The organism is Fervidobacterium sp. (genome assembly GCF_059913585.1).
Genome location: NZ_DBOLZL010000014.1, coordinates 154,164 through 179,047, shown reverse-complemented (window position 1 = coordinate 179,047; position 24,884 = coordinate 154,164). Strand labels below are relative to the sequence as shown.

The 24,884-nt window shown below is 39.9% G+C and carries 23 protein-coding genes; 21 read left to right on the top strand and 2 right to left on the bottom strand.

From position 1 onward, the window contains the following. Positions 1-100 precede the first annotated feature (100 nt). Positions 101-1,189, bottom strand: coding sequence for a sugar ABC transporter substrate-binding protein (locus tag AC3M61_RS05580; RefSeq protein ID WP_500779891.1), 1,089 nt, complete (start codon positions 1,187-1,189; stop codon positions 101-103). Between the two features lie 325 nt (positions 1,190-1,514). Between AC3M61_RS05580 and AC3M61_RS05575 the strand changes: the two genes are divergently transcribed. The 18 genes from AC3M61_RS05575 to purB all read left to right on the top strand — a co-directional run bounded on the left by AC3M61_RS05575 (position 1,515) and on the right by purB (position 21,320). Beyond that, positions 1,515-2,870 (top strand): GlmL-related ornithine degradation protein, encoded by a 1,356-nt coding sequence (locus AC3M61_RS05575; RefSeq protein ID WP_500779890.1) that lies wholly within the window; start codon positions 1,515-1,517, stop codon positions 2,868-2,870. Positions 2,871-2,891: 21 nt separating this feature from the next. Further along, on the top strand, positions 2,892-3,494 hold the full coding sequence (locus AC3M61_RS05570; RefSeq protein WP_500779889.1) for an NUDIX hydrolase: 603 nt from the start codon (positions 2,892-2,894) through the stop codon (positions 3,492-3,494). Beyond that, positions 3,449-4,258 carry a 4-(cytidine 5'-diphospho)-2-C-methyl-D-erythritol kinase gene (ispE, locus tag AC3M61_RS05565; RefSeq protein WP_500779888.1) on the top strand — a complete coding sequence of 270 codons (810 nt, stop codon included), beginning with the start codon at positions 3,449-3,451 and terminating at the stop codon, positions 4,256-4,258. Before AC3M61_RS05570 ends, ispE begins: the two co-directional genes overlap by 46 nt. Then, a complete protein-coding gene (locus AC3M61_RS05560; RefSeq protein ID WP_500779887.1) occupies positions 4,239-6,620 on the top strand; it encodes a Lon protease family protein in 2,382 nt (793 codons plus the stop codon). Before ispE ends, AC3M61_RS05560 begins: the two co-directional genes overlap by 20 nt. 116 nt (positions 6,621-6,736) lie before the next feature. Beyond that, positions 6,737-7,696: a 6-phosphofructokinase gene (gene pfkA, locus AC3M61_RS05555; protein WP_029683979.1), complete on the top strand. Its 960-nt coding sequence runs from the start codon at positions 6,737-6,739 to the stop codon at positions 7,694-7,696. 24 nt (positions 7,697-7,720) lie between these two features. Then, entirely contained in the window at positions 7,721-9,034 is a 1,314-nt protein-coding gene (locus tag AC3M61_RS05550; RefSeq protein ID WP_500779886.1) for an amidohydrolase, read from the top strand. Further along, the gene (mnmG, locus tag AC3M61_RS05545) at positions 9,031-10,926 is read left to right on the top strand and encodes a tRNA uridine-5-carboxymethylaminomethyl(34) synthesis enzyme MnmG (protein WP_500779885.1); all 1,896 of its coding nucleotides are present in this window, start codon (positions 9,031-9,033) and stop codon (positions 10,924-10,926) included. Before AC3M61_RS05550 ends, mnmG begins: the two co-directional genes overlap by 4 nt. A 119-nt stretch (positions 10,927-11,045) precedes the next feature. Next, positions 11,046-11,846 (top strand): LysM peptidoglycan-binding domain-containing M23 family metallopeptidase, encoded by an 801-nt coding sequence (locus tag AC3M61_RS05540; RefSeq protein WP_500779884.1) that lies wholly within the window; start codon positions 11,046-11,048, stop codon positions 11,844-11,846. Positions 11,847-12,003: 157 nt separating this feature from the next. After that, on the top strand, positions 12,004-12,654 hold the full coding sequence (locus tag AC3M61_RS05535; protein WP_500779883.1) for a 50S ribosomal protein L11 methyltransferase: 651 nt from the start codon (positions 12,004-12,006) through the stop codon (positions 12,652-12,654). Beyond that, positions 12,627-13,136 carry a DUF501 domain-containing protein gene (locus AC3M61_RS05530; protein ID WP_500779882.1) on the top strand — a complete coding sequence of 170 codons (510 nt, stop codon included), beginning with the start codon at positions 12,627-12,629 and terminating at the stop codon, positions 13,134-13,136. Before AC3M61_RS05535 ends, AC3M61_RS05530 begins: the two co-directional genes overlap by 28 nt. Positions 13,137-13,193: 57 nt before the next feature. Then, positions 13,194-14,489: an NYN domain-containing protein gene (locus AC3M61_RS05525; protein WP_500780022.1), complete on the top strand. Its 1,296-nt coding sequence runs from the start codon at positions 13,194-13,196 to the stop codon at positions 14,487-14,489. Continuing rightward, the gene (locus tag AC3M61_RS05520) at positions 14,486-14,947 is read left to right on the top strand and encodes a 23S rRNA (pseudouridine(1915)-N(3))-methyltransferase RlmH (protein WP_500779881.1); all 462 of its coding nucleotides are present in this window, start codon (positions 14,486-14,488) and stop codon (positions 14,945-14,947) included. Before AC3M61_RS05525 ends, AC3M61_RS05520 begins: the two co-directional genes overlap by 4 nt. 82 nt (positions 14,948-15,029) lie before the next feature. Then, on the top strand, positions 15,030-15,317 hold the full coding sequence (gene flgM / locus AC3M61_RS05515; RefSeq protein ID WP_500779880.1) for a flagellar biosynthesis anti-sigma factor FlgM: 288 nt from the start codon (positions 15,030-15,032) through the stop codon (positions 15,315-15,317). Positions 15,318-15,321: 4 nt separating this feature from the next. Next, complete coding sequence (flgN, locus tag AC3M61_RS05510) at positions 15,322-15,792, top strand: flagellar export chaperone FlgN (RefSeq protein ID WP_500779879.1); 471 nt, start codon at positions 15,322-15,324, stop codon at positions 15,790-15,792. 46 nt (positions 15,793-15,838) lie between these two features. After that, positions 15,839-18,382, top strand: a complete 2,544-nt coding sequence (gene flgK, locus AC3M61_RS05505; RefSeq protein ID WP_500779878.1) for a flagellar hook-associated protein FlgK — start codon at positions 15,839-15,841, stop codon at positions 18,380-18,382. Positions 18,383-18,421: 39 nt separating this feature from the next. Next, on the top strand, positions 18,422-19,315 hold the full coding sequence (gene flgL / locus AC3M61_RS05500; RefSeq protein ID WP_500779877.1) for a flagellar hook-associated protein FlgL: 894 nt from the start codon (positions 18,422-18,424) through the stop codon (positions 19,313-19,315). A gap of 36 nt (positions 19,316-19,351) precedes the next feature. After that, positions 19,352-20,023 (top strand): tRNA1(Val) (adenine(37)-N6)-methyltransferase, encoded by a 672-nt coding sequence (locus AC3M61_RS05495; protein ID WP_500779876.1) that lies wholly within the window; start codon positions 19,352-19,354, stop codon positions 20,021-20,023. 4 nt (positions 20,024-20,027) lie between these two features. Continuing rightward, entirely contained in the window at positions 20,028-21,320 is a 1,293-nt protein-coding gene (gene purB / locus AC3M61_RS05490; protein WP_500779875.1) for an adenylosuccinate lyase, read from the top strand. A 63-nt stretch (positions 21,321-21,383) separates the two neighbouring features. Here purB and AC3M61_RS05485 read toward each other — a convergent pair whose 3' ends face one another. Continuing rightward, positions 21,384-21,680, bottom strand: a complete 297-nt coding sequence (locus AC3M61_RS05485) for a hypothetical protein (protein WP_500779874.1) — start codon at positions 21,678-21,680, stop codon at positions 21,384-21,386. Positions 21,681-22,100: 420 nt separating this feature from the next. Between AC3M61_RS05485 and ord the strand changes: the two genes are divergently transcribed. From ord to ortB, 3 genes are read left to right on the top strand one after another with little or no spacing between them, the layout of a single operon-like run. After that, on the top strand, positions 22,101-23,111 hold the full coding sequence (gene ord / locus AC3M61_RS05480; RefSeq protein ID WP_500779873.1) for a 2,4-diaminopentanoate dehydrogenase: 1,011 nt from the start codon (positions 22,101-22,103) through the stop codon (positions 23,109-23,111). A gap of 17 nt (positions 23,112-23,128) precedes the next feature. Then, on the top strand, positions 23,129-23,452 hold the full coding sequence (gene ortA / locus AC3M61_RS05475; RefSeq protein ID WP_500779872.1) for a 2-amino-4-oxopentanoate thiolase subunit OrtA: 324 nt from the start codon (positions 23,129-23,131) through the stop codon (positions 23,450-23,452). After that, positions 23,449-24,870 carry a 2-amino-4-oxopentanoate thiolase subunit OrtB gene (gene ortB, locus AC3M61_RS05470; protein ID WP_500779871.1) on the top strand — a complete coding sequence of 474 codons (1,422 nt, stop codon included), beginning with the start codon at positions 23,449-23,451 and terminating at the stop codon, positions 24,868-24,870. The genes ortA and ortB overlap by 4 nt, the downstream gene beginning before the upstream one ends. Positions 24,871-24,884: the final 14 nt, after the last annotated feature.

Below are 24,884 nucleotides of genomic sequence, written 5' to 3'. Positions count from 1 at the left end.
CCTCCAAAAACTTTTACGACAATCTAAAGTATTTTTCTAGAAACTGGGTGGTGATATTTCACACCACCCAGTTTTGATTTAGTTAAAGCAGCAAATTATCTTACTTCTTTGGCCAGATAAAGTCCTTTTCAGAGTAGTAACCAGAATCAATAAGAATCTGTTTTACATTGTCTTTCGTAACAACCTGAATTTCAGATTGTATTGCAGGTACTTTTTTCTTTCCGTTGTCATAGACAGCTGTCGTTGTTGGTTTCTTCCCTTCCAATAGCAGTTGTGCGGCATTTATAGCATCTTTGACAAGGAGCCTGACGTCTTTAAAGACGGTCATTGATTGCTTTCCATCAATTATGTATTGTACGGATGCTTTCTCAGCATCTTGACCAGTGATGTAGTATTCCTTGACAGCTTTATCAGCTCTAAAAGCATCGGCAATTGCTCTGGCAGTTCCATCGTTTGGAGCAAGGATGTAGACTGTTCCCTTATCAGATGCTTTTGCTCTCGTAAGGTCGTCTTCTGCTTTTCTCTTAGCGACGTTAAAATCCCAATTTGTGGTAATCTGACCAATTATTTTTGCCATCTCGTCTCTTGTAAGATTTTTCTTGTCCTGAACTTTTCGAGCTTCCGAAGAGTTGATTATCCTAAATGTGCCATCAGCAATCTTTGGTTGTAGAATTTCCCATGCGCCTTGGAAGAACAAGAAAGAGTTATTATCTGAAAGAGCACCTGCGTAAAGGTAAAGTGGGTTATTCTTTGTCCCGGGCTTAACTTTTTCCACAAGGAACCTACCCATGGCTCTACCAACTTCTACACTGTCAAATGTTACATAGTAATCAACTGCTTCGGTGTTCATGATAAGCCTATCGTAAGAAATGACATATACTCCTGCTTTTTTAGCGAGCTCTGCTGATGCTGCAGCCGCAACTGCATCATGTGGACAAATGATTAAAACTTTCATTCCTTTTGCGATAAGTGCTTCAACGTTTTCTCTTTCCTTTGCAGGCGAGCCTTGGCTGAATAGAATTTCAACAGAGTACTTCGTGTTCTTTAAAGCTTCTCTAAACCTGGTTTCATCCTGAACCCATCTTGGTTCTACGTTTGTTGGGAGCACAACCCCAACATCAACTGCAAAATGCAAGACTGTGACAATCATAAGTGCTGAGAACACAGCTAAGAGTAACCACTTTTTCATACGTCTCCCTCCCTAAAAGTAATGCGTTTTTTGGGTGTGACCACCCTCGACGCAAAGTATAACATACACAGCCTATGAAAACATAATTCACAAGTTTTCTTAAAATATTTCTTTCAGAAAGAAAAAAATAGTTCATAAGAAGAATCCTTTTGATTGCTTATTTTTTCGTTTATTTTCATCAAAATTCACCTGACATTATTTGATAACTCTTTTAGAACAACGATGAGTGCAATTCTTGTGATATATAAGTTTTAATTTGTCAAATGGATAGTATAATACTATTAGTGTGGATAACTTGTTAGAACACTATCTGGAGGGATAGGTTATGAAAATCGATTTACTATTTGCAGAAATAGGTTCGACAACAACGGTTCTAACAGCTTTTCATTTTGGTTTTAAACCGAAAGTAATAGCCCAGGCGGAACATTGGACCACGGTTAATGAAGGTGATGTGACAATAGGTATAGAACGCGCTCTTAGAAAGATTAAAGAGCAACTTGGTGAAGATATCAGTTGGGAGAAGTTTGCAGCAACGAGCAGCGCTGCGGGCGGTTTGAAGATGACTGTTCACGGGCTTGTTTACGATATGACCGTTCGCGCGGCAAAGGAGGCAGCCCTCGGTGCGGGAGCAGTTATCAAATATGTGACGGCTGGAAAAATGGATGAGTTCCATTTGAAAAAGGTAGAGTCCATACAACCCAAATTGATTCTTCTAGCAGGTGGTGTTGACTACGGAGAAAGTGAAACGGTTATCCATAATGCGAAAATGTTGGCTAAGTTGCCACTTGATGTGCCTATTGTTTACGCAGGAAATGTTGCAGCGGCTGAGCAAGTAGAATTCATACTCACCAACGCAGGGAAAAAGGTCTATGTTACTGAGAATGTCTATCCAAGAATTGATTATCTCAATGTAGAACCAACAAGAAATGTGATAAAGGAAGTATTTGCCGAGCATATTGTAAGGGCACCCGGAATGGATAAGATAAAAGATATGGTGAACTACGAAATTATTCCCACACCCGCCTCAGTTATGATAACGACAGAGCTTGCCTATGAACATTTTGGTGATTGTTTGACGATAGATATCGGTGGTGCAACAACAGATGTAGATTCTGTTACCGATGGCTCTCCCGAAATCCAGGAAATGCTCATTTCTCCTGAACCTTTTGCAAAAAGGACAGTTGAGGGCGATTTGGGACTATACGTAAACGCACACAACGTTATCGAGATGATTGGCGAGGAGAATTTAAGAAAGCAATTTGAAGATTACGATGAGCTTGTCAAGAGAATAAGTCCGTATCCTGCAAGTGAGCGTGATGAATATTTTATAAGCAAGCTGGCAACGTTCTGTGCACAACAAGGATTGAGAAGACACGCGGGAAGTAAAAAGCACCTTTACACTCCAACAGGTAGAAAGACGATAGCTGAAGGAAAAGATTTGACCGCTGTTCGTGTAATCTTTGGCACAGGTGGATTTCTATCAAGGTCTAAGCATGCAAAAGAGGTTTTAGAAAGTTTGAAACATCTTTCAAAACTGCACCCAATGGAGTTGTTACCCTCGGAAGAGGTAAGGTTGTACAGAGATAAACACTACATATTTGCCGCAATAGGACTTATTGCGAGTAAAATAGATAAAGATATAGCGAAGCAACTTCTTGAGATGGATGTTGAAGCATATTAAGAGTAGGAGGAGAGAACAATCATGAGCGCTGTTGAGAACAACGCAATGAAAGAAAAAGTACTCGTTATAAAGGCAGAAGAAGTGGAGAGATTGTGTAAAAGTAGAACAGGAGTCGTTGAGGTTCCTCAAGAAGAATTCTTCAATGTACTAAAGAACGGATTTTTTGTTGAGCGGGGAATAGCAGAATACGACGAAACGATAAGGCAAGTGATTCCATACATCGTTCTGAAAGAAGGAGACGAATATATATTCTTTAGGCGAACTGCAAACCAGACTGAGAAAAGGCTTCATAACCTGATTACACTTGGAGTTGGTGGACATTTAAATATAGAAGATTCACAGGACCCAGTTGAGTGTTTCGAAAATGGTTTAAGAAGAGAATTATCAGAAGAAGTCGATGTTGAAGTGAAATCACTGAACTATGTAGGTTTGATAAACGAGGTTGAGAATCCCGTAAGTCGCGTTCACATTGGCGTGCTCTATATTGCAGATGTTAAATACAACGGGATAGTCGAGAAGGAAAATTTTGTAGAAATCAGGTCAAAAAGATTAAAAGATTACATCGAGGAGATGGAAGGATGGGCAAAGGTGGTAGCATTATACTTAGAACATTCGCAAAGTTGAACCTTTGCCTGGATGTTTTGAGAAAAAGGGAAGATGGTTATCACGAAATAGATTCGTTGTTTCAAACGATTTCGCTTTTTGATAGGATGACTGTCAAAATAACACGTGGAGATGGATGTTTGAAATTAGAATCAAACGTGGAAATTGAAAACAACATAATCGAAAGAATTTGGAGATTGGTTAACATCACCGACTACGATGCACATGTTTTGCTTGAAAAGAATATACCCATCGGTGCAGGACTTGGTGGGGGTAGTAGCAACGCCGCGGGATTTTTAATAGCTTTAAAGGTTTTCAGGTTTATAAGCGAAATAGATGCATTTGAATTGGCAAAATCTGTAGGTAGTGATGTGCCTTTCTTTTTATACGGTGGTACTGCAATTGTTTCAGGCAGAGGGGAAGTAATTGAAAAGGTCGAACCACTTGAAGGTTTCAATGTAGATGTGTATTTCCCTGGTTTTTCGATATCAACAAAAGAGGCATACGGGAAGCTGAGAGCGGAGTGGTTTGGGAAAGCACCGATGAAAGCAACTGAACTATACGAAGCTTATCGTTCCAAAGATTTGGAAAAGATAAAGTCGGGGACCTACAACATCTTTGAGAAAGTTATCCCTGAGGAATTGTTAGATAGGATAGAAGTGTTAAGAAGTGAAAACCCTGCAGCACTCACTGGTTCAGGAAGTGCCTACTTTGTTCTGACACCACAAGGCAAGTACCACTTCACTAAGAAAGGAGTGGAGATTGATGCCTTTGAGGAAGATTAGATGGGAAGAATTGGTCGTAGATAAACGTATCGTTCCGCCGATAGAATCTACCGAAGAAGTTAAGAAAACTCAATCCTTCATTGGGCGTGAAAGAGCTGTAAAGGCTTTGCGTTTTGGATTGGATATGGACAAGGATGGATACAATGTCTTTGTCGTCGGACTACCTGGCACCGGTAGGAAGACCTTTGTCAAACATTTCGTTACCGAATACGCTCAGAGAAAACCCGTGCCGTCGGATGTTGCCTACGTAATGGATTTTGATGACCCACAAAAAGCAAACACACTCTTCTTGCCTGCAGGAAAGGGTGTTGATTTCAAAAAAGATATGGAAAAACTTGTGGAAAACTTAACGGAAAAGATTTCAAAGGTCTTTGAGGGAGAAGATTACAAAGCACGAAGAAGAGAGATAGATGAAGAGTTCGAAAGTGAACAAGAACGTATAACGAAAGATTTGGTTGAAAAAGCGCAAGCCTTGGGCTTTTTGATTAAGTTCACACAAACCGGTGTGAATTACTATCCCGTTATGAATGGCAAGGTCTTGAAAGAGGAAGATTTTACAGCTCTGAGCGAAGATGAAAAAAGAAAGATAGAAGAAAATGAAAAGAAAGTTCAATTATTAATTGAAGCTGCTGTGGAAAATGTACGTAAACTTGAGAGTTTATACAAAGAGCGTGTGAGAGATTTAAATCGGTACGCGTTGTTGTTTGCTACGGAAGAGTTTTTCTCCGTAATTGAAGCAAAGTACCCATTTAGTGATGTGAGGGAGTTTATACACAAAATCAAAGAGGACATAATAGAAAAAGTTAGTTCAACGAAAAAGCTTTCGGACCTTGAGTATTATTTTAGAAGGGCTTACAACGTCAATCTTGTGGTTGATAACTCGGATTTGAATTGTGCTCCAGTGGTTTTCGAAGACACACCGACGTATCATAACTTGTTCGGAAAAATCGAATATATCGAGCGTGAAGGAATGCTTTATACGGACTTCAATATGATTCGCCCTGGTTCTTTGCACAAGGCAAACGGAGGTTTTTTGATTGTTGATGCAAGGGAACTACTCGTGCATCCGTTTGTATGGGACAGGCTAAAGAAAATCCTTTTTTCAAAACAACTCGAGGTTGAGAACATCGATACAGCGTATGGTTATTCGACGATAGCAACTTTAAGAACGGAACCTATACCGTTGAAAGTTAAAGTGATACTCATAGGAACACCTGAGATATATGAACTATTATATGAATACGACCCTGATTTTGAAAAGTTATTCAAGGTCAAAGTGGAAATGGACTGGGAACTTGATGCTACCGTTGAAAACATCTCGGATTTGGTTGCTTTCATTACAGATTACACTCGAGAAAGAGAGCTTTTACCTGTGAGAAGAGGTGCGATAGAAAAAGTAATCTGGTATTCGGCAAGACTATCTGGCGATAGAACAAAACTTTCGATGAGACTTGGGGCATTGATTGACCTTTTGGAAGAGGCAAACTTTTTTGCCACAAAGAGGAATTCTAGGTATATTGAATACGAAGATGTTGCACGTGCTTTAAAGGAACGAGAGGAACGTTTGAAGCTTGTTGTAGAAAAATATGATGAGATGTTTCGAAAAGAGGAACTCATGATAGATGTATCTGGTAAAGTTGTAGGACAGGTGAACGGGTTAACTGTTATGAACTTCGGTGATTTTGAATTCGGTTTGCCAGTGAGGATAACAGCAAAGACGTATCTTGGTAGTTCTGGTATTTTGGATATCCAGAGAGAGGCTGACTTGAGTGGTCAGATACACAGCAAGGCTGTGATGATTTTAACAGGATATTTAGGTAGTAAATATGCCAAGAAAGTGCCGTTCTCGATAGGCGTTTCAATTTCTTTTGAACAGGTTTACGGATATGTTGAAGGTGACAGTGCATCACTTGCCGAAGTGTTAGCGATTATCTCTGCGATTTCCAAAATACCGCTAAAGCAAAACATAGCGGTTACAGGATCGATAAACCAACACGGACACGTTCAACCAGTCGGTGGGGTTACCGAGAAAGTGGAAGGTTTTTACCGTATTTGTAAAATAAAAGGTCTCACAGGTAATCAGGGGGTTATCATACCAAAAGCGAACGTAAGGAACTTAGTTTTGTCTGATGAGGTGCTTGATGCGATAAGAAACGGGTTGTTCCACATCTGGACCGTTGATGATGTGGACGAAGCAATTGAGTTAATGACCGATATGAAAGCAGGAATTATGAACAAAAACTACGAATATCCAAGGGGGACGGTGAATTATTACGTTGTCCAAGCACTTAAACGTTCTCACGACATAGCTGAGGGAAAAGGTAAAGAGAAAAAGACAAAGAAAAAACGAGAAAGAATGTAATATGTTTTGAAAAGACTGATAATATGGGATTAAGTAGACTATTCTAAAACTTGTGGTATAATTTTCCTTGTCTTGAAGTAAAATGTAAAATCCTTTTTTAGGAGGAGGCGGTCGAATTGAAAAGGATAGCAGTGATGACAAGTGGAGGAGACTCTCCAGGAATGAATGCCGCTATCAGGGCTGTTGTAAGATATGGTATCAAGTCCGGTTTGGAAGTTTATGGAATTAAACGTGGATACGCTGGTCTTCTTGATGAGGATATCGAACCGATGACGTTTGCATCCGTTGGTGGCATCATGGAAAAAGGTGGAACTATTTTGAGGACGAGTAGATGTCCAGAGTTTGTTAGGAAAGAGACAAGGGCGGAAGCGGCAAAAATTCTAAAAAAACATGGTATTGAAGGTTTGGTTGTCATTGGTGGTGAGGGTAGTTTACATGGTGCGATGTTCTTGGAGGAAGAACAGAAGATACCTGTTGTTGGAATCCCCGGAACTATAGATAACGATATTGCCATGACCGATATGAGTATAGGTGTAGATACCTGTCTCAACACAGTTGTTGATGCAATACAAAAACTAAAAGACACTGCCAGTTCACACGAAAGGGCATTTATAGTCGAGGTTATGGGTAGGTCTTCGGGTTATATTGCAACGGTAAGTGGATTAGTAACCGGAGCAGAAGCGGTAATTATCCCAGAGGTTCCAGTGAATTACGAAGAATTGGCAAATAAATTACTGGAGGAAAGGGAAAGAGGAAAGATTAATTGTATCGTTGTTGTTGCTGAAGGTGCGGCGAGTGCATACACCGTTGCAAGGCACTTAGAACACAGAATAGGATACGAAACAAGAATCACTATACTTGGTCATATCCAGCGAGGAGGTTCTCCAACAGCGTTCGATAGGCTCCTTGCTTCGAGGATGGGAGTGGCAGCCGTTGATGCTTTGCTGCGTGGAGAAAGCGGTGTCATGACGGCACTCCAAGGTGGAAAGATAGTAACGGTGAAACTTGATGAGGTGTTAAAAGAGAAGAAACGACTCGATATGGAATTGGTAAAGCTCGCTGGGATACTTTCATAAAAATGACAGATAGAAGGTGTGAGTTTGATAGTTAAAGGCGGTTACGTTTGGAACGGGACGATTTTCGAAAAGAAAAACCTTTACATCGAAAATGGTAGGTTTGTGCCTTATTCAGATACCGGACCTGTGGTGGACGCCACAGGTCTATTTGTAATGCCTGGATGGGTAGATTCGCATGCGCACGTCATAGGGACTGGAATGAAATTTTTGACACACGACTTGACGAGAGAAAATCTTTTCGACGTCCTTACAAAAACAAGAGAGTCTTCAGAGAGCTTTGTTATTGCGCGTGGTTGGGAAAATCTTCCAGAAAAACAACTCCTCGATAAAGCGAATGAACTGAAGATTCCCGTTTTGTTAGTGCGAAAATGTGGACATGTTGCCTGGATAAATAATTATTTGAAAGAGAAAATAGGAAAGAACAGAGATGAGAATAATTTACTCTTTGAAAAAGAGATAGAAAAGGTTTGGAATTTCCTCGGAGATGAGTTTTTCTCAAAGGCATTTGAAAAAGGGCAGGAAGAATTTCTGAAATACGGTGTTACCCAAGTGCACTCAGATGACTTTCATGGTGTTAGTTTTGAGACGCTGAAAAAGCTCTTAAGAAACAGCAAAATTAGAATTTTTGAAAAGCTCTACACCTATGAGCCGTGGAATTACGAGTTCGGAGAATTTGGCATTTCGAAAATTGGTGGTATAAAGCTGTTTGCCGATGGTTCGCTTGGTGGAAGGACTGCATGGATGTTTTATCCATACAAAGACACAGGCAGTTTTGGTATGAATACGTTGCCGGACAATTTTGATGAGATAGTGGAATTTGCAGAGAAAAGAAATATACAATTAAACATACACGTGATTGGTGACAGGGCACTTACGGAAGTTTTAAACAGACTTGAAAAAGCTAAAGTCAAGACAAGACACAGGTTAATTCATTTGCAATTTATTTTGAAAAAAGATTTTCCAAAGTTGAAAAGTTTTTATCTCTCAGTCCAACCACACTTTTACTTTGAAGACATTCCGCTATTGGATAACGTTTCTTTTGAACTTGCTTATCCATTTATCCAAATGCACAAATCAGGATATATGATGGCATTTTCTACAGACTCTCCTGTTTCACCAGCTGACCCAAAGTATGTGCTTGAGTATGCGTTTAAGATGGGGTTTACAATGGAAGAAGGGATTTATTACTATACCGAAGCAGGTTCTAAGATTGCTGGATATCAATGTGGAAGAATAGATATAGGGTACTGCGCAGACTTTGCTTTATACGATGGTGACCCTTTTGAAGAAGACCCTGTTGCCGTATTTGTGAATGGTGAGGAGGTAATAAGAAGATGAAAATAGACTATGGCAAATATTTTGAAAGACCAGAAGATGATTACTCTTTTGATGTCATTGTAATTGGTGGTGGGCATGCTGGAATTGAGGCAGCGCTTGCGTGTGCAAGGCTTGGATTAAAAACAATGCTAATAACAGGAAACCCTGACAACGTAGGCTGGGCTTCATGTAATCCTGCAATTGGTGGTTCAGCCAAAGGCATTGTAGTCCGAGAGATAGACGCACTTGGCGGAGAGATGGCAAAAACTACAGATGAAACCATGATAAATGTGAGGATGCTCAACACAAGTAAAGGTCCAGCGGTTCAAGCATTGAGGGCACAAATAGATAAATACTCTTATTCTCGAACGATGAAAAGAAAATTGGAAAATCAAGAAAACCTGCTTTTACGTTATGGGATTGTAAAAGAACTTCTCGTTGAGAATGGAAAGGTTGCAGGTGTTGTCGATTCGTTTGGGATAGACTACCATGCAAGAGCAGTCATAGTAACCACAGGAACGTTCCTTAGAGGGCGGATATTCATCGGCAGAGAAACGATGGAAGCTGGAAGAATGGGCGATTTTTCTGCACATGGATTAACAGAATCACTGATAAATCTTGGCTTTAAAGTTGGGAGGTTTAAGACAGGAACCCCAGCGCGTGTACTGAAAAGAAGTATCGACTTTTCAAAAATGGTAAGACAAGATACAGATGATATACCTTGGGCATTTTCACATTTCAACGAACCTAAGGTTCTTCCGAAAGACTATCCATGTTGGTTAACTCATACCCTTCCTGAGACGCACAAAATCATACGTGATTACCTGATATTCTCACCACTGTATGGTGAAGTAAAACTTATCCAAGCAAAAGGACCTAGGTATTGTCCATCAATAGAAGACAAAGTTGTGAAATTCGAACGTGAAAGTCATCAAGTTTTTGTTGAACCAGAAGGGAAGGACACGGAAGAATACTATCTGAACGGTTTGTCTACGAGCCTACCTTACGCCGCTCAGATTAAGATGCTCAGAACAATCCCAGGACTTGAAAATGTTGTCATTGTTAGACCTGCTTACGCTGTTGAGTACGACTACATCGACCCAACGCAACTGTACCCAACCTTGGAATCGAAGCTTGTGGAAAACCTCTACTTTGCAGGTCAAATTAACGGAACCAGTGGATACGAAGAAGCGGCTGGTCAGGGAATTATAGCCGGAATCAACGCAGCGTTGAAATTACGAGGAGAAGAACAACTAATTTTAAAAAGGTCTGAGAGTTACATTGGTGTCATGATTGATGACCTTGTAACAAAGGGAACAGACGAACCTTACAGATTACTCTCCTCGAGAGCGGAGTACAGATTGCTTCTTAGACACGATAATGCACACCTCAGGTTGGCAAAATACGGTTACAGAGTTGGTTTAATTCCAAAATGGTTTTACGAAAGAGTTTTGGAGATAGAGCGCGAAGTAAAAAGACAATTAGAGAGACTTGAGAACGTCAAAGTCCCACTTTCAGGGCAGGTGAATGAACTTTTGGTAAGGCTTGGTTCATCTCCTTTGAGTGAAGGGACAAGATTAGCAAAGCTACTGAGAAGACCTGAGATTAAATACGAAGATATAAGAATCTTGGACCCGGAACCTATTACGGACAGAGAAGTTCTTACACAAGTTGAAATACAGCTTAAATACGAAGGATATATAAAGGCTATGTTGGACCAAGTAAAAGTATTTGAAGAATACGAAAATTTACATATTGGAAACTTAAATTTTACAGAGGTGCCTAACTTATCGACCGAAGCACGTGAGAAGTTAGAAAAAATTAGACCGTTCTCAATTGGACAAGCAATGCGAATTCCTGGTGTAACACCAGCTGATATTATGGCATTGTTGACCTATATTAGGAAAAAATAAGAATTTTTAGAACTTGATGGGTGAAAATGGTCACTGGTACTCAGATTTTGACATAATGAAATTTTATGGTAAAATATAACAGGATTTTTTTGTAACAATTAGAATAAGGGGTGGTAGGAGTGCGAAAAATACTAGTATTTCTGATGCTAGCAATGGTTGGAATGGCATTAGCTTTTTACATAAACTATCAAGTGCAATCAGGGGACACTTTATATGGTATCTCAAAGGGTTTTGGGATACCTATTCCTGTTATTCTTGATTGGAATCCAGATATATCACCCTCGAGTTTAAAAGTTGGGCAGAAGCTGAAAATACCATTTGTTCCTGGCATAATGTACAAACCGGTTAGAACTTTGTCACTCTCAACTTTGGCTAAAGTGTTTTTTATTGACCCAGAGGAGATTTTGGAAATAAATCCTGCGATTGGAAATAGTGTACCAGCTGGTAAAGAAGTTTTTGTGCCACTTGGTAGAGTAAATACTTCGTTTACTCAACTTGTAGATTACGTATGGCCAGTTTATGGTAGTATCACCTCGGAGTTTGGTTGGAGAATCCATCCGATATACAACAAAACTATGTTCCACAACGGGTTAGATATAAGAGCAGATACAGGTAATCCTGTATTTGCCGCCAGGTCGGGGGTCGTTAAGTTTGCTGGATGGAAATCGGGCTATGGAAATTTAATAATCATCGACCATGGTGGTGGTATCGAGACTTATTATGCACATCTTTCGAAAATCAATGTCTTTGTTGGTTTGAGGGTTGAAAAAGGTGATTTTATCGGAAGAATTGGAAGCACGGGTACATCAACAGGTCCGCATCTACATTTTGAAGTTAGAGTCGCTTCATCGCCGAAAGATCCCGTAGCTTATTTGCCAAGAAACAATACTTACGTTATGAGGAGGGTAATTTCTGAGTAATTTAAAGAACAACAAAGTTTTCAAAGAGATAGTCTTTACTTTCGATGAGTCAAAGCAAGACATTGTAGATGAAATATTATATGGTGAATACGATTATTACGAGATAGAAAGCAGCGAGGGAAAGTTCCTCGCTGTTGTTTCGCCATATGAGGAGAAATTGGAAGAGGTCAAGAATACGCTCACAAATGCTGGATTGGTTTTTGTTGGATATAGGGAAACAAAGCCTGAAGATTGGTTTAAGAACATAATAACTGAGCCTTTTGAGATGATAGAAGGTGTCTGGGTAGACCCGGAAGAACATCATTTGGAAGAAAAGGATGGAATCGTCGTTTTGAAAATACCACAAGGCTTGGCTTTTGGGACAGGATTACATCAGACAACTAAAATGTCTGCGATGTATCTTAAAAAGTATCTAAAACCAGGAATGGATGTTCTCGACCTTGGTTGTGGAAGCGGAATATTGGCAATACTTGCAAAGAAACTGGGAGCAGGAAGGGTTTTGGCGGTTGATAACGACCCTCTTGCAGTTGAGGTTGCGCAGGAAAATGCTCTGAGGAACAACGTGGACATTGAAGTGAAATGGTCTGACCTTTTTTCAAACGTTGATGGAAAGTACGATATAATCGTCTCAAACATCATTGCGGAAATACTTGTTGAGATGTTAAAGAGTGCTAAGAACTATCTGAAAGAAGATGGTTTATTAATATTATCTGGAATCATCGTTCAAAAGGCTAATCTTTTTGAAGGGTACAATATCGTTGAAAAAATGGTGATGGACGAGTGGAACGCGTTAGTGATAAGGATCTAAAAGTTATCCACTCGCAACTCGGTAGAAGTGTTGATAATGTTCTGGGAGTTGAAAAACACTGCTCTTGTGGTTTTCCACAGGTTGTCCTTAGCTATCCCATCAGAGATGGCAAACCTTTTCCCACAATTCATTACCTCACATGCCCTCATTTGAGAAAAGAAGTTTCCAAGTTAGAAGAAAAAGGTTATATCACCAAGTACGAAGAACTAGTTAAAAGTGACCCAGAACTTTTCGAGAAACTTCGGATTGCACATGAGAAAGTTATATCAAAAAGACTGGCTTTATTGAAACCTGAGGATTCTACATGGTCTTCCGTTCTGTCTTCTGTTGGGACAGGTGGAATAAGGGATTGGAAAACGATAAAATGTCTTCATCTCCATCTTGCAGATTATCTCGCAGGAATTGATAATCCAATAGGTGAGTTGGTGTATAATCTTATTGAACAAAAAGAATGTGATAACTGCTACTGTAAAGATTTTTAAGCTTTAGTTCTGGCTTTTAAAATCGCGAAAAACATTTGGGGGGAAGAGGTGAGCAAAATGGAAGGGGCGGGTCTTTCCACTTTTTCCAATATCTTCCTACTTTTTGATTTTCAGAATCAACCGGTTGATGTCCAGCTTGTGTACAAAGAAGCACAGAAATACGGGAGAATCGTTGGTGGAAAGGCGTACGGTTCTTGGTCGAAAAATAAAATAGCAGCATTTGCTTTGTACAACTACGGTATAGAACTTGTCGAAGTGCCAGAAGCAGAGTTTTTACCAAACAAGAAAGGGAACGATATAAGGTTAGCGGTGGATTGTATAGAACAGGCGCTCAAGAATAACATCGTTGACACATTTTTCCTTGTAACCGGTGATGCAGATTTCACCGCACTGGTGTATAAACTCAAATCGTATGGAAAGCGCGTAATTGCACTTGCAAGGACGAAATCAACAAGTTATGAGCTCGTTTCTGCCGTTGATAAGTTCATACCCTACGAGGACATTGTGAAAAACGAGAATCTCACGGACCCTGTGGACAGGTTGGCTGAAGAGATGGAGATATTCTTAAAACGTTCCGGAAAGGAATTTACTCGTGACAACCTCTCACGCTTTTTAATTTCTTTTAACATCAACCCTTCCAAATACGGTTTCCAGACTATGCACGAGCTTGTTGACGAAGTTTACGAGAGAAAAGTCCAGAAACCTGAGAGATTAAAGAATATAAAGCTAATGATTTTGAGAGCTGTGTTGTATGAGTCATTAAGTGAAAAGAGACTTCCGCAATTTGCGGAAGATAACAAAATTCCCATAGGTGACCTTAAAGCGGCAATTGATATCCTGGTTAATGACAAAGTTTTATTACTTTCAGAAAGTGGTTACGAGATAAATAGAAATAAAGCCTTCTTTGCAACACTACTTGAAAAATATCCAGTAGTTGCGGAACATCTTTTGGAATTTGTTGAAAAGACTTACAAAGCGTTTGTCAATGGAAGAGTCAAAGCCTTGAACCAACTTTTGCAAAGCGAGTTTAAAATCTCATCAAGCGAATTCAAAACTTACGTCGAGGCTGTGAAAAGAAGCGGATGTTTGAAAGGTTTGGATGAAAGTGACTACATATCATATTCAACACCTGCAAAAATAGTGTGTGACCTGGAAATGCTCAAGGTCTCTACATTTGCCTATTTTGTAAAGCGCATACTGTCTCAAACATTCGTTTTCAAAGAAGAAATGCCTTACATAAAAGAGTTGGTATTTTCGAACAATGAGGCATTGTTTGAGAAAACACTGGACTTTTTACAACAAACAGGAGAGGTTATAGAAATAGGAGGTGTGTATTTCTACTCACCAGTATGAGAATAGAAATCATCATCCCAGGGAAAATTTCCAAACATCTTGTGCCAGCTCAGGAATTCTACGAAGAAAAAATCTCGCGTTTTGCAAAAGTTGAGGTAAACTTTGTCCCGCTCGGAGGAGATATCAACACACTTGATCCAAAGGTAATAATCTCAAAAGAATCAGAGCACATATTGAAAAGGCTAAAGGAACGTAAATACACACTTATTGACCTTTGGGGGAAACAGATGACCAGTGAAGAATTTGCACAATATATGGATAAAGCTTTCATGAAAGATTCTGAACTGGTCTTCGTCATAGGTGGTCCTCTCGGTATCGATGAAACTCTGCGAAAAAACGCAACCGAGAGGATTTCTTTTTCTAAGATGACATTTACTCATGAGATGTGCCTGATTCTTTTGCTTGAGCAAATTTTCAGAGGGTTTAAAATTCTAAAAAACGAAAAGTACCATTACTGATGTCGGCACTCAAGAAAAGATGAATTATTGCCGATAATTAACTTGGGAATGGTTATAAATCTTTGAAAGGATGGTGAGGTGCATGATTGACAAAATCAACAAAGCAGGATTACAGGGTGCTCAGAACGTACAGGAAGTTAAAGGAAAAACAGAAAAGAACGTAGAAAAATCTAAAGTGAAGGGCGAAGTAAAGAACGTAGCCGATTCTATTATTCTCGAGGAAGGAAAGAAAGTTGCCGAATACATTGAGATGGCTAAGAGCTATCCTGAAATCAGAGTTGAACTTGTTAACCAAATTAAACAAGCGATTGAGAATGGAACTTTCAAAGTCGATGTGGAGAAGATAGCAAAGAAGATATTGGAGGGATGAGATAGTGTTAATTGACAACTTGAAAAATGAAATTCGGGTGTTTGACAGTATGATTCAAGCCTTCAGGGGGCTTGAAAGTGCTGTTCTTAATAGACAAACGGATATGCTTTCGAGGTACGCAGTCACGATAGAAGAGCTATCTTTGGAAATTTCGAGGTTGGAAGATGAAAGGGATGTTATTTTAAAGGAAATGGGTTACCAAAGCGTCAAGGATTATATCGATAAATCAACTGCATCTGATGTTCCACAGGTAGCTTACCTTGCTGCTGAGATTGTTGAGAAACTCAATGAATTGACGATTGTTATGGAGAGTATAAGACAGATTTTTGAATTTGAAAACCACTATTTCGAGTTTCTCAACAATCTTGTCAGAGGTGTTAACCCATCCCCAAATTATTCTTTTAACCAAAACAAACAAGGTGTATCTGCATATACTGCAAACTACAACACTTCCAGATACGACAGTTTAAAGTAAATGACCAGTAGTTTTGTTCCCAAGCCAATAAAGGGAGTGATACAATTTGCCAGACATCAGCTTATTTGGAACACTAAACACCGGACTCCTTGGAATTTACGCAAGTAAGTTGGCAATGAACGTTGTTGCACATAATATAGCAAATGCAAATACACCTGGTTTTTCAAGGCAACGACCGGAACTACTTACCATGCCCCCAATTCCTATAAGTTCGCTCACCCAACCCTCAATTCCTTTGCAGATAGGAACGGGTGTATACGTTCGTGACATCAAAAGGGTGAGGGATGCGTTCCTCGATATCCAGTTCAGACAAACGAACAACAAATACAATTACTGGGACACAATCACTGCAAATTTACACTTCGTTGAACAACTCGTTGCTGAACCTTCCGAAGCGGGAATTAGGTATTTGTTTGATTCCCTCTGGTCGGGAATTGAGGAGGTTATAACAGACCCAACAAACACTGCTGCGAAACGTGGACTTGTAAGCAGGGCTGAAGAGTTGGTCCAGCATATCCAGGATTTGTATATGCGTTTGGAACAGTTACGTGTTGATTTAGATAACGAAATTGCTCAACGCACACAGCAAATAAACGCGATGGTCAAAAGGCTTGCTGATATAAATGCGAAAGTAAGAACAGCGGTGAGTTTGAGATACACGCCGAACGACTTACTTGACGAGCGAGACAGAATATTGGATGAGTTGTCAAACCTTACTGACATATACTACTACGAAGATAACGCTGGTCAAATAACACTGAGGATAGGCAACCAGATTGTTTTAACAGGTCAAGATGTTGTTGAATTGAGGGCTTTGGAAAGACCGTTTGGCAAGGGATTCAAAGAAATCTTTGCAGGGAATTCAAAAGTGGTATTCAACGATGGAAAGTTGAAAAGTTTGTTTGACCTTCGCGATGAAATTCTTGTCAAATACATGAATAGGCTCGATGAGTTTGTGCTTTCTCTCACCGATGAATTCAATCTAATCCACCAAGATGGTTTTAACGGCGATGGAAGTGTTACCGGCTTAAAGTTTTTCAACGACATTTCCGCTGAGAGGATTGAGGACTCTAAATTGTATCGTTTGGCTGGAGCGAAACGTGTTGAAAACGGTCCTATCAAGTTCATCTCTGGTATGAGTGATAGGAAGGATTTCAGCGATATTTTAACCAAACCTTTTATCGAAAAAGGTGCGATAGTGTTCTTTGATGGAACAGAAAAAATCTTCGCTGCACGGGTTAACCCATACGATAAAGTTGAGGACTTCCAAAGTACTATTTCATCGATTTCAGATAGGTGGTTTGATTTGAAAGTTGGTGCACACGGTGATGGTGGATACAGGCTCTACTTTGAATCTAATCAGAACTTGAGAAATACACTTGCACTTGACTTCAACGGTAACATGTTCAACACTATGGGTTTTGTTACGAAAAACGTCGATGTTTTTGTGGTTGATAGAAAAGATTTCAAAGTCAGTTCTGGGAGTTACAAGATAGCTATCAACGGAAAAGAGGAAATCTTAAACATCACAGCATCTACAACACTTGAGGACCTGGCAAATCAGCTTAACACACATTTTGGGAGTGATATAAAGGCATTCGTGCACGATGATAAGTTGCTTATAATCCCAACCAAAGCGAACGAATTTAATCTAAAGAACATAAAATTATCAGATTCGGGGGGATTATTCACACAAGCGAACATCCACATAGAAACATATAGAGCTCTTGATACATCTCGTGAAACGCTTGAAAACATCGTTGGTAGAAGCCAAGCATTTTCCATCAGAATTGGTGCAACGGAGATAAGAATTGACCCAACAAAGACTACACTACGAGATTTGGCAAAAATGATAAACGATGCAAATACAGGTATCATAGCGGATGTTACACCACACGGAAAGTTTGTTTTGCGTGGCTCAAGGTCTTTAGATTTTGAACTTAAGAAGGTTATCCAAGGTCCTGAAGCACTTTGGACGGCACTTGGATTTATAGACCCGGACGGAAATCCTTTGAACGATTGGAACGAAGGATTTGTATTTGTTAATCCTTTCGAGCCACCAAAAGACCAGAGGATGAGGTATATCAAAGCTGACGCATTATTCATAGACAAACAAGTGCCAAAAGACCCATACAGGTTTGTCGAAAAATTCGCTGTTAACTCAACGATAAAAAGTAATCCCGAAACGTTGGCTGTGGATATTGGATACACTGAGGAAAATCCAAACTGGGATGCAAAGGTCTTTAAACCTTCCGGTCGTGCAAACACAGGTATTGTAGAACTTCTTTCGGCTTTGAGAAACAAAAAAGTTCTCAACGATGGGTTGGAATCATTTAACGAATATCTTGGTAGTGTTGTAGCAGAACTCGGTGTTGAGAGTGAAACTGCGATGAAGATAAAGAGCAATACCGATTTGATGAAAAAGGAAATTGATGGTGAGAGGGAAAGAGTAAAAGGGGTTTCTTTAGATGAGGAAATGGCGAATATGATAAAATACCAACAAGCGTTTAACGCGGCTGCAAGGGTGATGACCGCTGTAGATGATATGATTTCAAGAGTTATTGATAAATTAGGTTTGGTTGGTAGATAATATATTTCTTTGTCTGGATAAGCTGAAGAGGTGATAGGTATGAGAATTACAAATAACATGATTAACGAACGAACACTTTTCAATATTCAGCAAAGCTTGTACAGAATCGCACGAATGCATGATAAACTCTCTTCTGGAAAGGAAGTCCAGTATCCCAGTGATGATGCTGTTATTGCTACAAGGGCTTCCAATATATCGAGCCGTTTGAGAGAACTTGAACAGTTTAAAAGGAACGTTGACCATGTCAACAATTTTGTCCAATCTTACGATACCACACTCCAAGAGCTATCGAATGTCTACCACAGAATTCGTGAGTTGATGGTCCGAGGTGCGAATGGCACAAATACCGTTGACGAACGAAACTCAATAGCAGCTGAGCTTAAGGCGTTGAAAGAGCATCTCATCGAGATAGCCAATACAAGAGTAGGGGACGAATATATCTTCGGTGGTGCACGATCTGAGTTGAGACCTGTTGATGAAAATGGTAACATACAAACGCCGATAGAAGCAAATGTAAGAAGGAGAATCAATGCGTTAGGTTACACCATTACTTATGGAGTGACGGTTTACGATGTCTTTACCCTCGAAAACGGTAAGACAGTTTTTTCTACTATCGATGATGCAATAAACGCGTTATACGAAGGAAATGAAAGAAAGCTTTCTGAGATATCTTTGAAAGAAATCGGTGTTTTGGAGCGTTCAGTTATGGAGCATTTTGCATCCGTTGGTGCAACGTCACGAATGGCAGAGATGGTAGCCTCCAGAATAGAAGATTTGAAACTCTTCAACACTGAATACCTTTCTAAAGAGCAAGATGCTGATTTGACAAAGGTTTTAACGCAACTGAATATGCAACAAGCTGTACTTGAGGCATCTTTAAAATCAGCGGCCATGGCTATACAAAAATCACTAGTCGATTTCGTTGGTGGATAATTGTTGGATAATTTTAAATAAGGGGAAAATTTTGAGATGAATCTTGGAAGATTTTCTTCAGAGATTTTGCGGGGAATAAAAACTATCGATACACCACATCACAAGCCGACGCACGCGTCGGCTTTTTTAGTTTGGTATTCTAAGCCAACAAGCGATGTGAGAACCGTTGTAGAACTTGGAAGTGGAACAGGGATAGTTGCGTTTGCACTTGCCAAACTGTATAATCTTACTGTTGAGGGAATTGAGATTCAAGGTGAGCTTGTTGAGCTTGCAAATCTTGGTGCAAAACTAAACGAGATTGATGATAAAGTAAGGTTCAGAAATCTGGACGTTAGGGACGTGAAAGACTTTTATAAACCCGAGATGTTTGATATGGTTGTGTCGAATTTTCCGTTTCATTTATCAGGGAAAGGTAAGGAAAGCCCAAGTAAAATACGACGTTTGAGTCGCACAACTGATTTAGAAACCATAAAGGTTTTTATACAGAGCGCTTCGTATTTGATTAGGAACCGTGGAACGTTTGTATTTGTCTTTTCACCGAATATCTTAACCACAGTCTTGAGTTATCTAAGTGAGGTAAATCTCACTGTTCAAAGAATGTGTTTTTTACATGGGACACCTGAAAAAGAAGCAAAATTGGTAGTTGTTAGAGGAAAGAAAAACGGTGGGCAACATTTGGTAATTGACCCACCACAGTGGGGGGTGTAGTAAGATGGTAGAGCGATACGCACTTGAACCATTGAAGAGTTTATGGACTTTGAAAGCTCAGTATGAAAGATGGTTCGAAGTTGAGCTTGCAGTGGTTGAGGCATACGAGCAAATAGGGATTGCACCAAAAGGAACGGCTGAAGAAATTAGAAAGAAAGCGGTTATCGATGTAGATGATATACTAAATACAGAGCAAGTGGTTGACCATGATGTTATTGCGTTTATAAAGTCCGTAACAAAGAATATGGGAGATGAAGCCAGATACTTTCATTATGGGCTAACTTCGTCTGACGTTGTTGACACAGCAAATTCACTTGCACTTGTCCGAGCAACGGATATCATTTTGGAATCGATGGAAAGACTGGGCAAAGCTCTTTATGAAAAAGCTCTCCAATACAAGACTCTTCCTACGATTGGTAGAACGCATGGTGTCCATGCAGAACCCACATCTTTTGGGTTGAAGTTTCTCTCATGGTATGCGGAACTTCTCAGAGATATTGAAAGACTGAAAAGTGTTCGTGAAGAGATAGCTGTTGGAAAATTAAGTGGGGCTGTTGGGAATTACGCAAATATCTCTCCGGAAGTGGAGAAAATTGCTCTTGAAAAGCTTGGATTAAAACCGACACCTGTAGCCACACAAGTCATTTCGCGTGATTACATAGCTCATCTGCTTGCAACGTTTGCTCTAATTGCAGGCTTAATTGAACGCATAGCAATTGAAATAAGGCATTTACAACGCACGGAAGTACTTGAAGCCATGGAACCATTCAAGGAAGGACAGCGAGGTTCTTCAGCCATGCCTCATAAGAAAAATCCAATCCTTTGTGAACGACTGACTGGTATGGCGAGGTTGATAAGAAGCTACGCGCAGGTTGCGTTCGAGAACATGGCGTTATGGCATGAACGTGATATATCGCATTCTTCAGCAGAGCGTTATATACTTCCAGATTCAACAATGACAATTTATTACATGTTGGAAAAAGTAAGGTATATCATTGAAAACATGAGGGTGTTTGAGAAAAACATTCTGAGAAACATTGAGCTAACAAATGGCCTCGTGTATTCTCAGCGGGTGCTCCTTGCGTTGGTTGAGGCAGGTATGAGTAGAGAAGAAGCCTATCTGCTTGTTCAAAAATTAGCGCTGGAATGTTGGGAAAGTGGTGAATCGCTCAAGGATAAACTTCTTTCTGAAAGTGGTGTATTAGAACTACTTGGTAGGGAGAGAATAGAAGAGTTATTTAAGCCGGATTACTACCTTAGAAATGTTAATAGCATATACGAAAGATTTAGTAAATAACGATAACGATAATATAAAAAGAGCGGGTTTAAAACCCGCTCTTTTTTGTTAACAACTTTTTGATTATTGATTCTCTTCTTCTTCTGTTGTGTAATCCTCAGTTGTGTATTCTTCTGTTGTGTATTCTTCTGTTGTGGGTTCTTCTGTTGTGTACTCTTCAGTTGTGTATTCTTCTGTTGTGTACTCTTCTGTTGTGTATTCTTCTGTTGCTGGTGCTTCTTCCGTAACTGTTGTTTCTTCAACCGTTGCTTCTTCTGTTGCAGCTGCCTTGCTCTTGTTTGCTGCTACTGCCCAGATGATAGCTACTACAATGATAGCGATGACAATAAGTGTTACCGTTAAACCTTTTTTGGATGCCATAGCTCCAACCTCCTTTTAATAAGTTATGAAAAAATTAAGCACTATATCTTTAGTTTTCATGCCTATTATATCATTCGCAATGTAACTTTCAATGAGTAATTAGTGAAAAAAGTATGTTAAATCCACATTAAGCAAGTCTCAACATCGCACCGATATTATAGTTGTGTTGTTTTACATCTTTTTGAAAAGAGTTCTAAATCAGAATTTTCAGAAGCCTTGGAATTCACTTTGCATACTGAAGTATAAACGAGCATAACAAAGAGAAAGTGAGGATAAAAGGGCTATAATTGTATCTCTTTGGTTATAGCAACTATCATACACTTAGAAACATTTGAACTTCAATAGTGAAATTGTGTAAAATTAATAACAGAGTGCTTTTGATTTAGCAAAAAGACAATTTTAAAATGGGAGGGGATTGAAGTGAGAATAGTAACTTGGGGCTTTGGTGCCATGGGGCGCGGTATTGCAAAGAATATTATCGAAAGCAAGTTCATGAAACTGGTGGGAGTTATCGATAAAAATCCAGAATTCATAGGTAAAGACGTTGGTGAATTGCTCGGGCTTGGAAACTACGGTGTTCGTGTGAGAGATTCTATTGATGTCATCGAGGAAACAAACCCAGACCTTGTTGTTATCGCAACAAGTTCATTTGTTAAAGACGTTCTTCCACAGATTGAGTATGCGGTTAAGAACCATGCAAATGTTATTACAATAGCTGAAGAAATGGCATTCCCATTTGATTCCCATCCGGAAGAATCACTCTACATGGACAGCTTAGCAAAAAGATACGGAGTTACGATACTTGGAACCGGTGTCAATCCTGGATTTGTTCTTGATACGTTAATCATTGCCCTCACGGGAGTTTGCACAAGAGTTGACAAAATTGTTGCAAAAAGAATAAACGACTTATCACCGTTTGGAAAAACGGTCATGGAAACACAAGGAGTTGGCACAACACCACAACAATTTGAAGAAGGATTAAAGAAAGGCACGATAGTTGGTCACATTGGATTCCCACAGAGTATTGCTATGATAGCAAGAGCATTAGGTTGGAACATCACAAAGATAGAAGAGGAAAGAAAACCTATAATTTCTAACGTCCACAGAGAAACCCCTGTCGTTAAAGTCGAACCTGGCATGGTAGCGGGTTGTAACCACTCGGCGAAAGCATACGTTGGAGACAAATGTGTCATTGAGCTTTACCATCCGCAACAAATACACCCACACCTTGAAGGTGTCGAAACAGGAGACTACATAGAAATATACGGAGACATAAATATAAACCTTTCTATAAAACCAGAAATTCCTGGAGGAAAAGCAACGATAGCGATTGCAACCAACATGATTCCAATAGTAATAGGTGCACAACCTGGTTTGAAATGTATGGCTGACTTGCCAGTTCCAAGGTCTATCCTTTCATTCACAAGATAAATACGGAGGTGAGCTCAGTGCTCGCTAACCTTGCCAAAAAAGGTGATTGGGTGCAAATTCAGGTTACTATACTGCAGCCCCATGAACGTGCACCACAAGTGCCTGAGGATACAAAAAAAGTTCCACTCGAGATGAGAGTTAAAGGCTTTTTGCAGGATGAAGAGGCGCAAATAGGAGCGACTGTTACCATAAAAACAATGACAGGAAGATTGGTTACAGGAAAACTTGTGGCTGTCAACCCAAAATACGAGCACGATTTCGGTGAACCTGTCCCTGAGCTCATAACGATAGGTTTGGAGTTAAGGGAAATCTTGGAGTCATCGGATGGTGATGACAAATGAGCAAAGATAGGTCTTATGCTGCAGTAATGGCAAGACGTGCCGAGATAATGCGAAAGGCTGTAGGTATAGATTACGAAAAATTTATCATAGAAGGTATCGCATTTGACTACGAAAAGATGATGGAAGAAGTTGGGTATTCAATTGAAGAAGTTAGAAAAATCCAAGCTGAGACATGCGTTGGAAACACACCTTTGGTGGAGCTTAAAAACATAAATAAACTAATCAAAAAGATAGCTCCGAAAGGCAAAGGTGCAAGGATATTTTTGAAAGATGAAGCAACAAATCCATCGGGAAGTTTCAAAGATAGAAGAGCGGCGGTAAGTGTATACCACGCCCAGAAACTCGGCTATAAAGGAGTTATAGCAGCCACAAGTGGTAATTACGGTGCTGCCGTTGCTTCTCAAGCTGCGAAAAGAGGCCTAAAGTGCATAATAGTCCAGGAGTGCTACGACAGCCAATGGAGAGGTCAACCTGAGATTCTTGAAAAAGGACGTGCGTGCGAAGCATATGGTGCAGAGGTTGTGCAACTAACAGTAGGACCAGAACTATTCTATTATACATTGGTCTTACTTGAAGAAACAGGTTACTTTAATGCATCGCTCTATTCTCCGTATGCGATAGCAGGCATTGAGACACTTGGGTATGAAATTGCCGAGCAAATGAAAGAATTAACCGGAAGATTTCCTGATGCTGTTGTTGTGACACATGCCGGTGGAGGGCTAATAACAGGGACCGCACGGGGGCTAAGAAAAGCCGGAGCAACGCAAACAAAGGTCATCGGCGCAAGTGTTGATTTGAGAGGACTACATATGGCAAGTGACACAGATTTTAATAGGAAATACTTTACAACAGGGCACACAGGATTCGGCATACCGTTTGCAGTATTTCCAGACAGGTCCGATGTGCCAAAGAACGCAGCAAGACCTCTAAGATACATGGACAGATACGTACTTGTGACCCAAGGAGAGGTCTTCTACGTTACAGAAATGCTTGCTCACCTTGAGGGATTGCAAAGAGGACCTGCAGGCAACACATCGCTCACAGCAGCGATAGCACTTGCCCTTGAGATGGATGAAGACCAAACGATAGTAGTTAACGAAACGGAATACACAGGTGCTGGTAAATTGCCGTCAGCTCAACTCACATTTGCTAAAAAAATGGGAATGATTGTAAAACGTGGAGACCCCATAAAAGAAGATATTCCCGGAAAAGTCATCGCAATTCCAGAACATCCTTCGCAAATTGGTGTTATTGAATATCCTGTTGAAGAAATGAAAAAGAGCTATTTGAAAGAACTTATCAAACGAGAAAATAGAAGTGAATTTACTGAAACCGAAATGAAATTCCTTGAAGAAGATTTAAGAGCAACAAGAGAAGAAATAATCAGGTGGATAGAAGAAGTCAAAAAGAGCTTGTGAATAAGAGCAAAGAG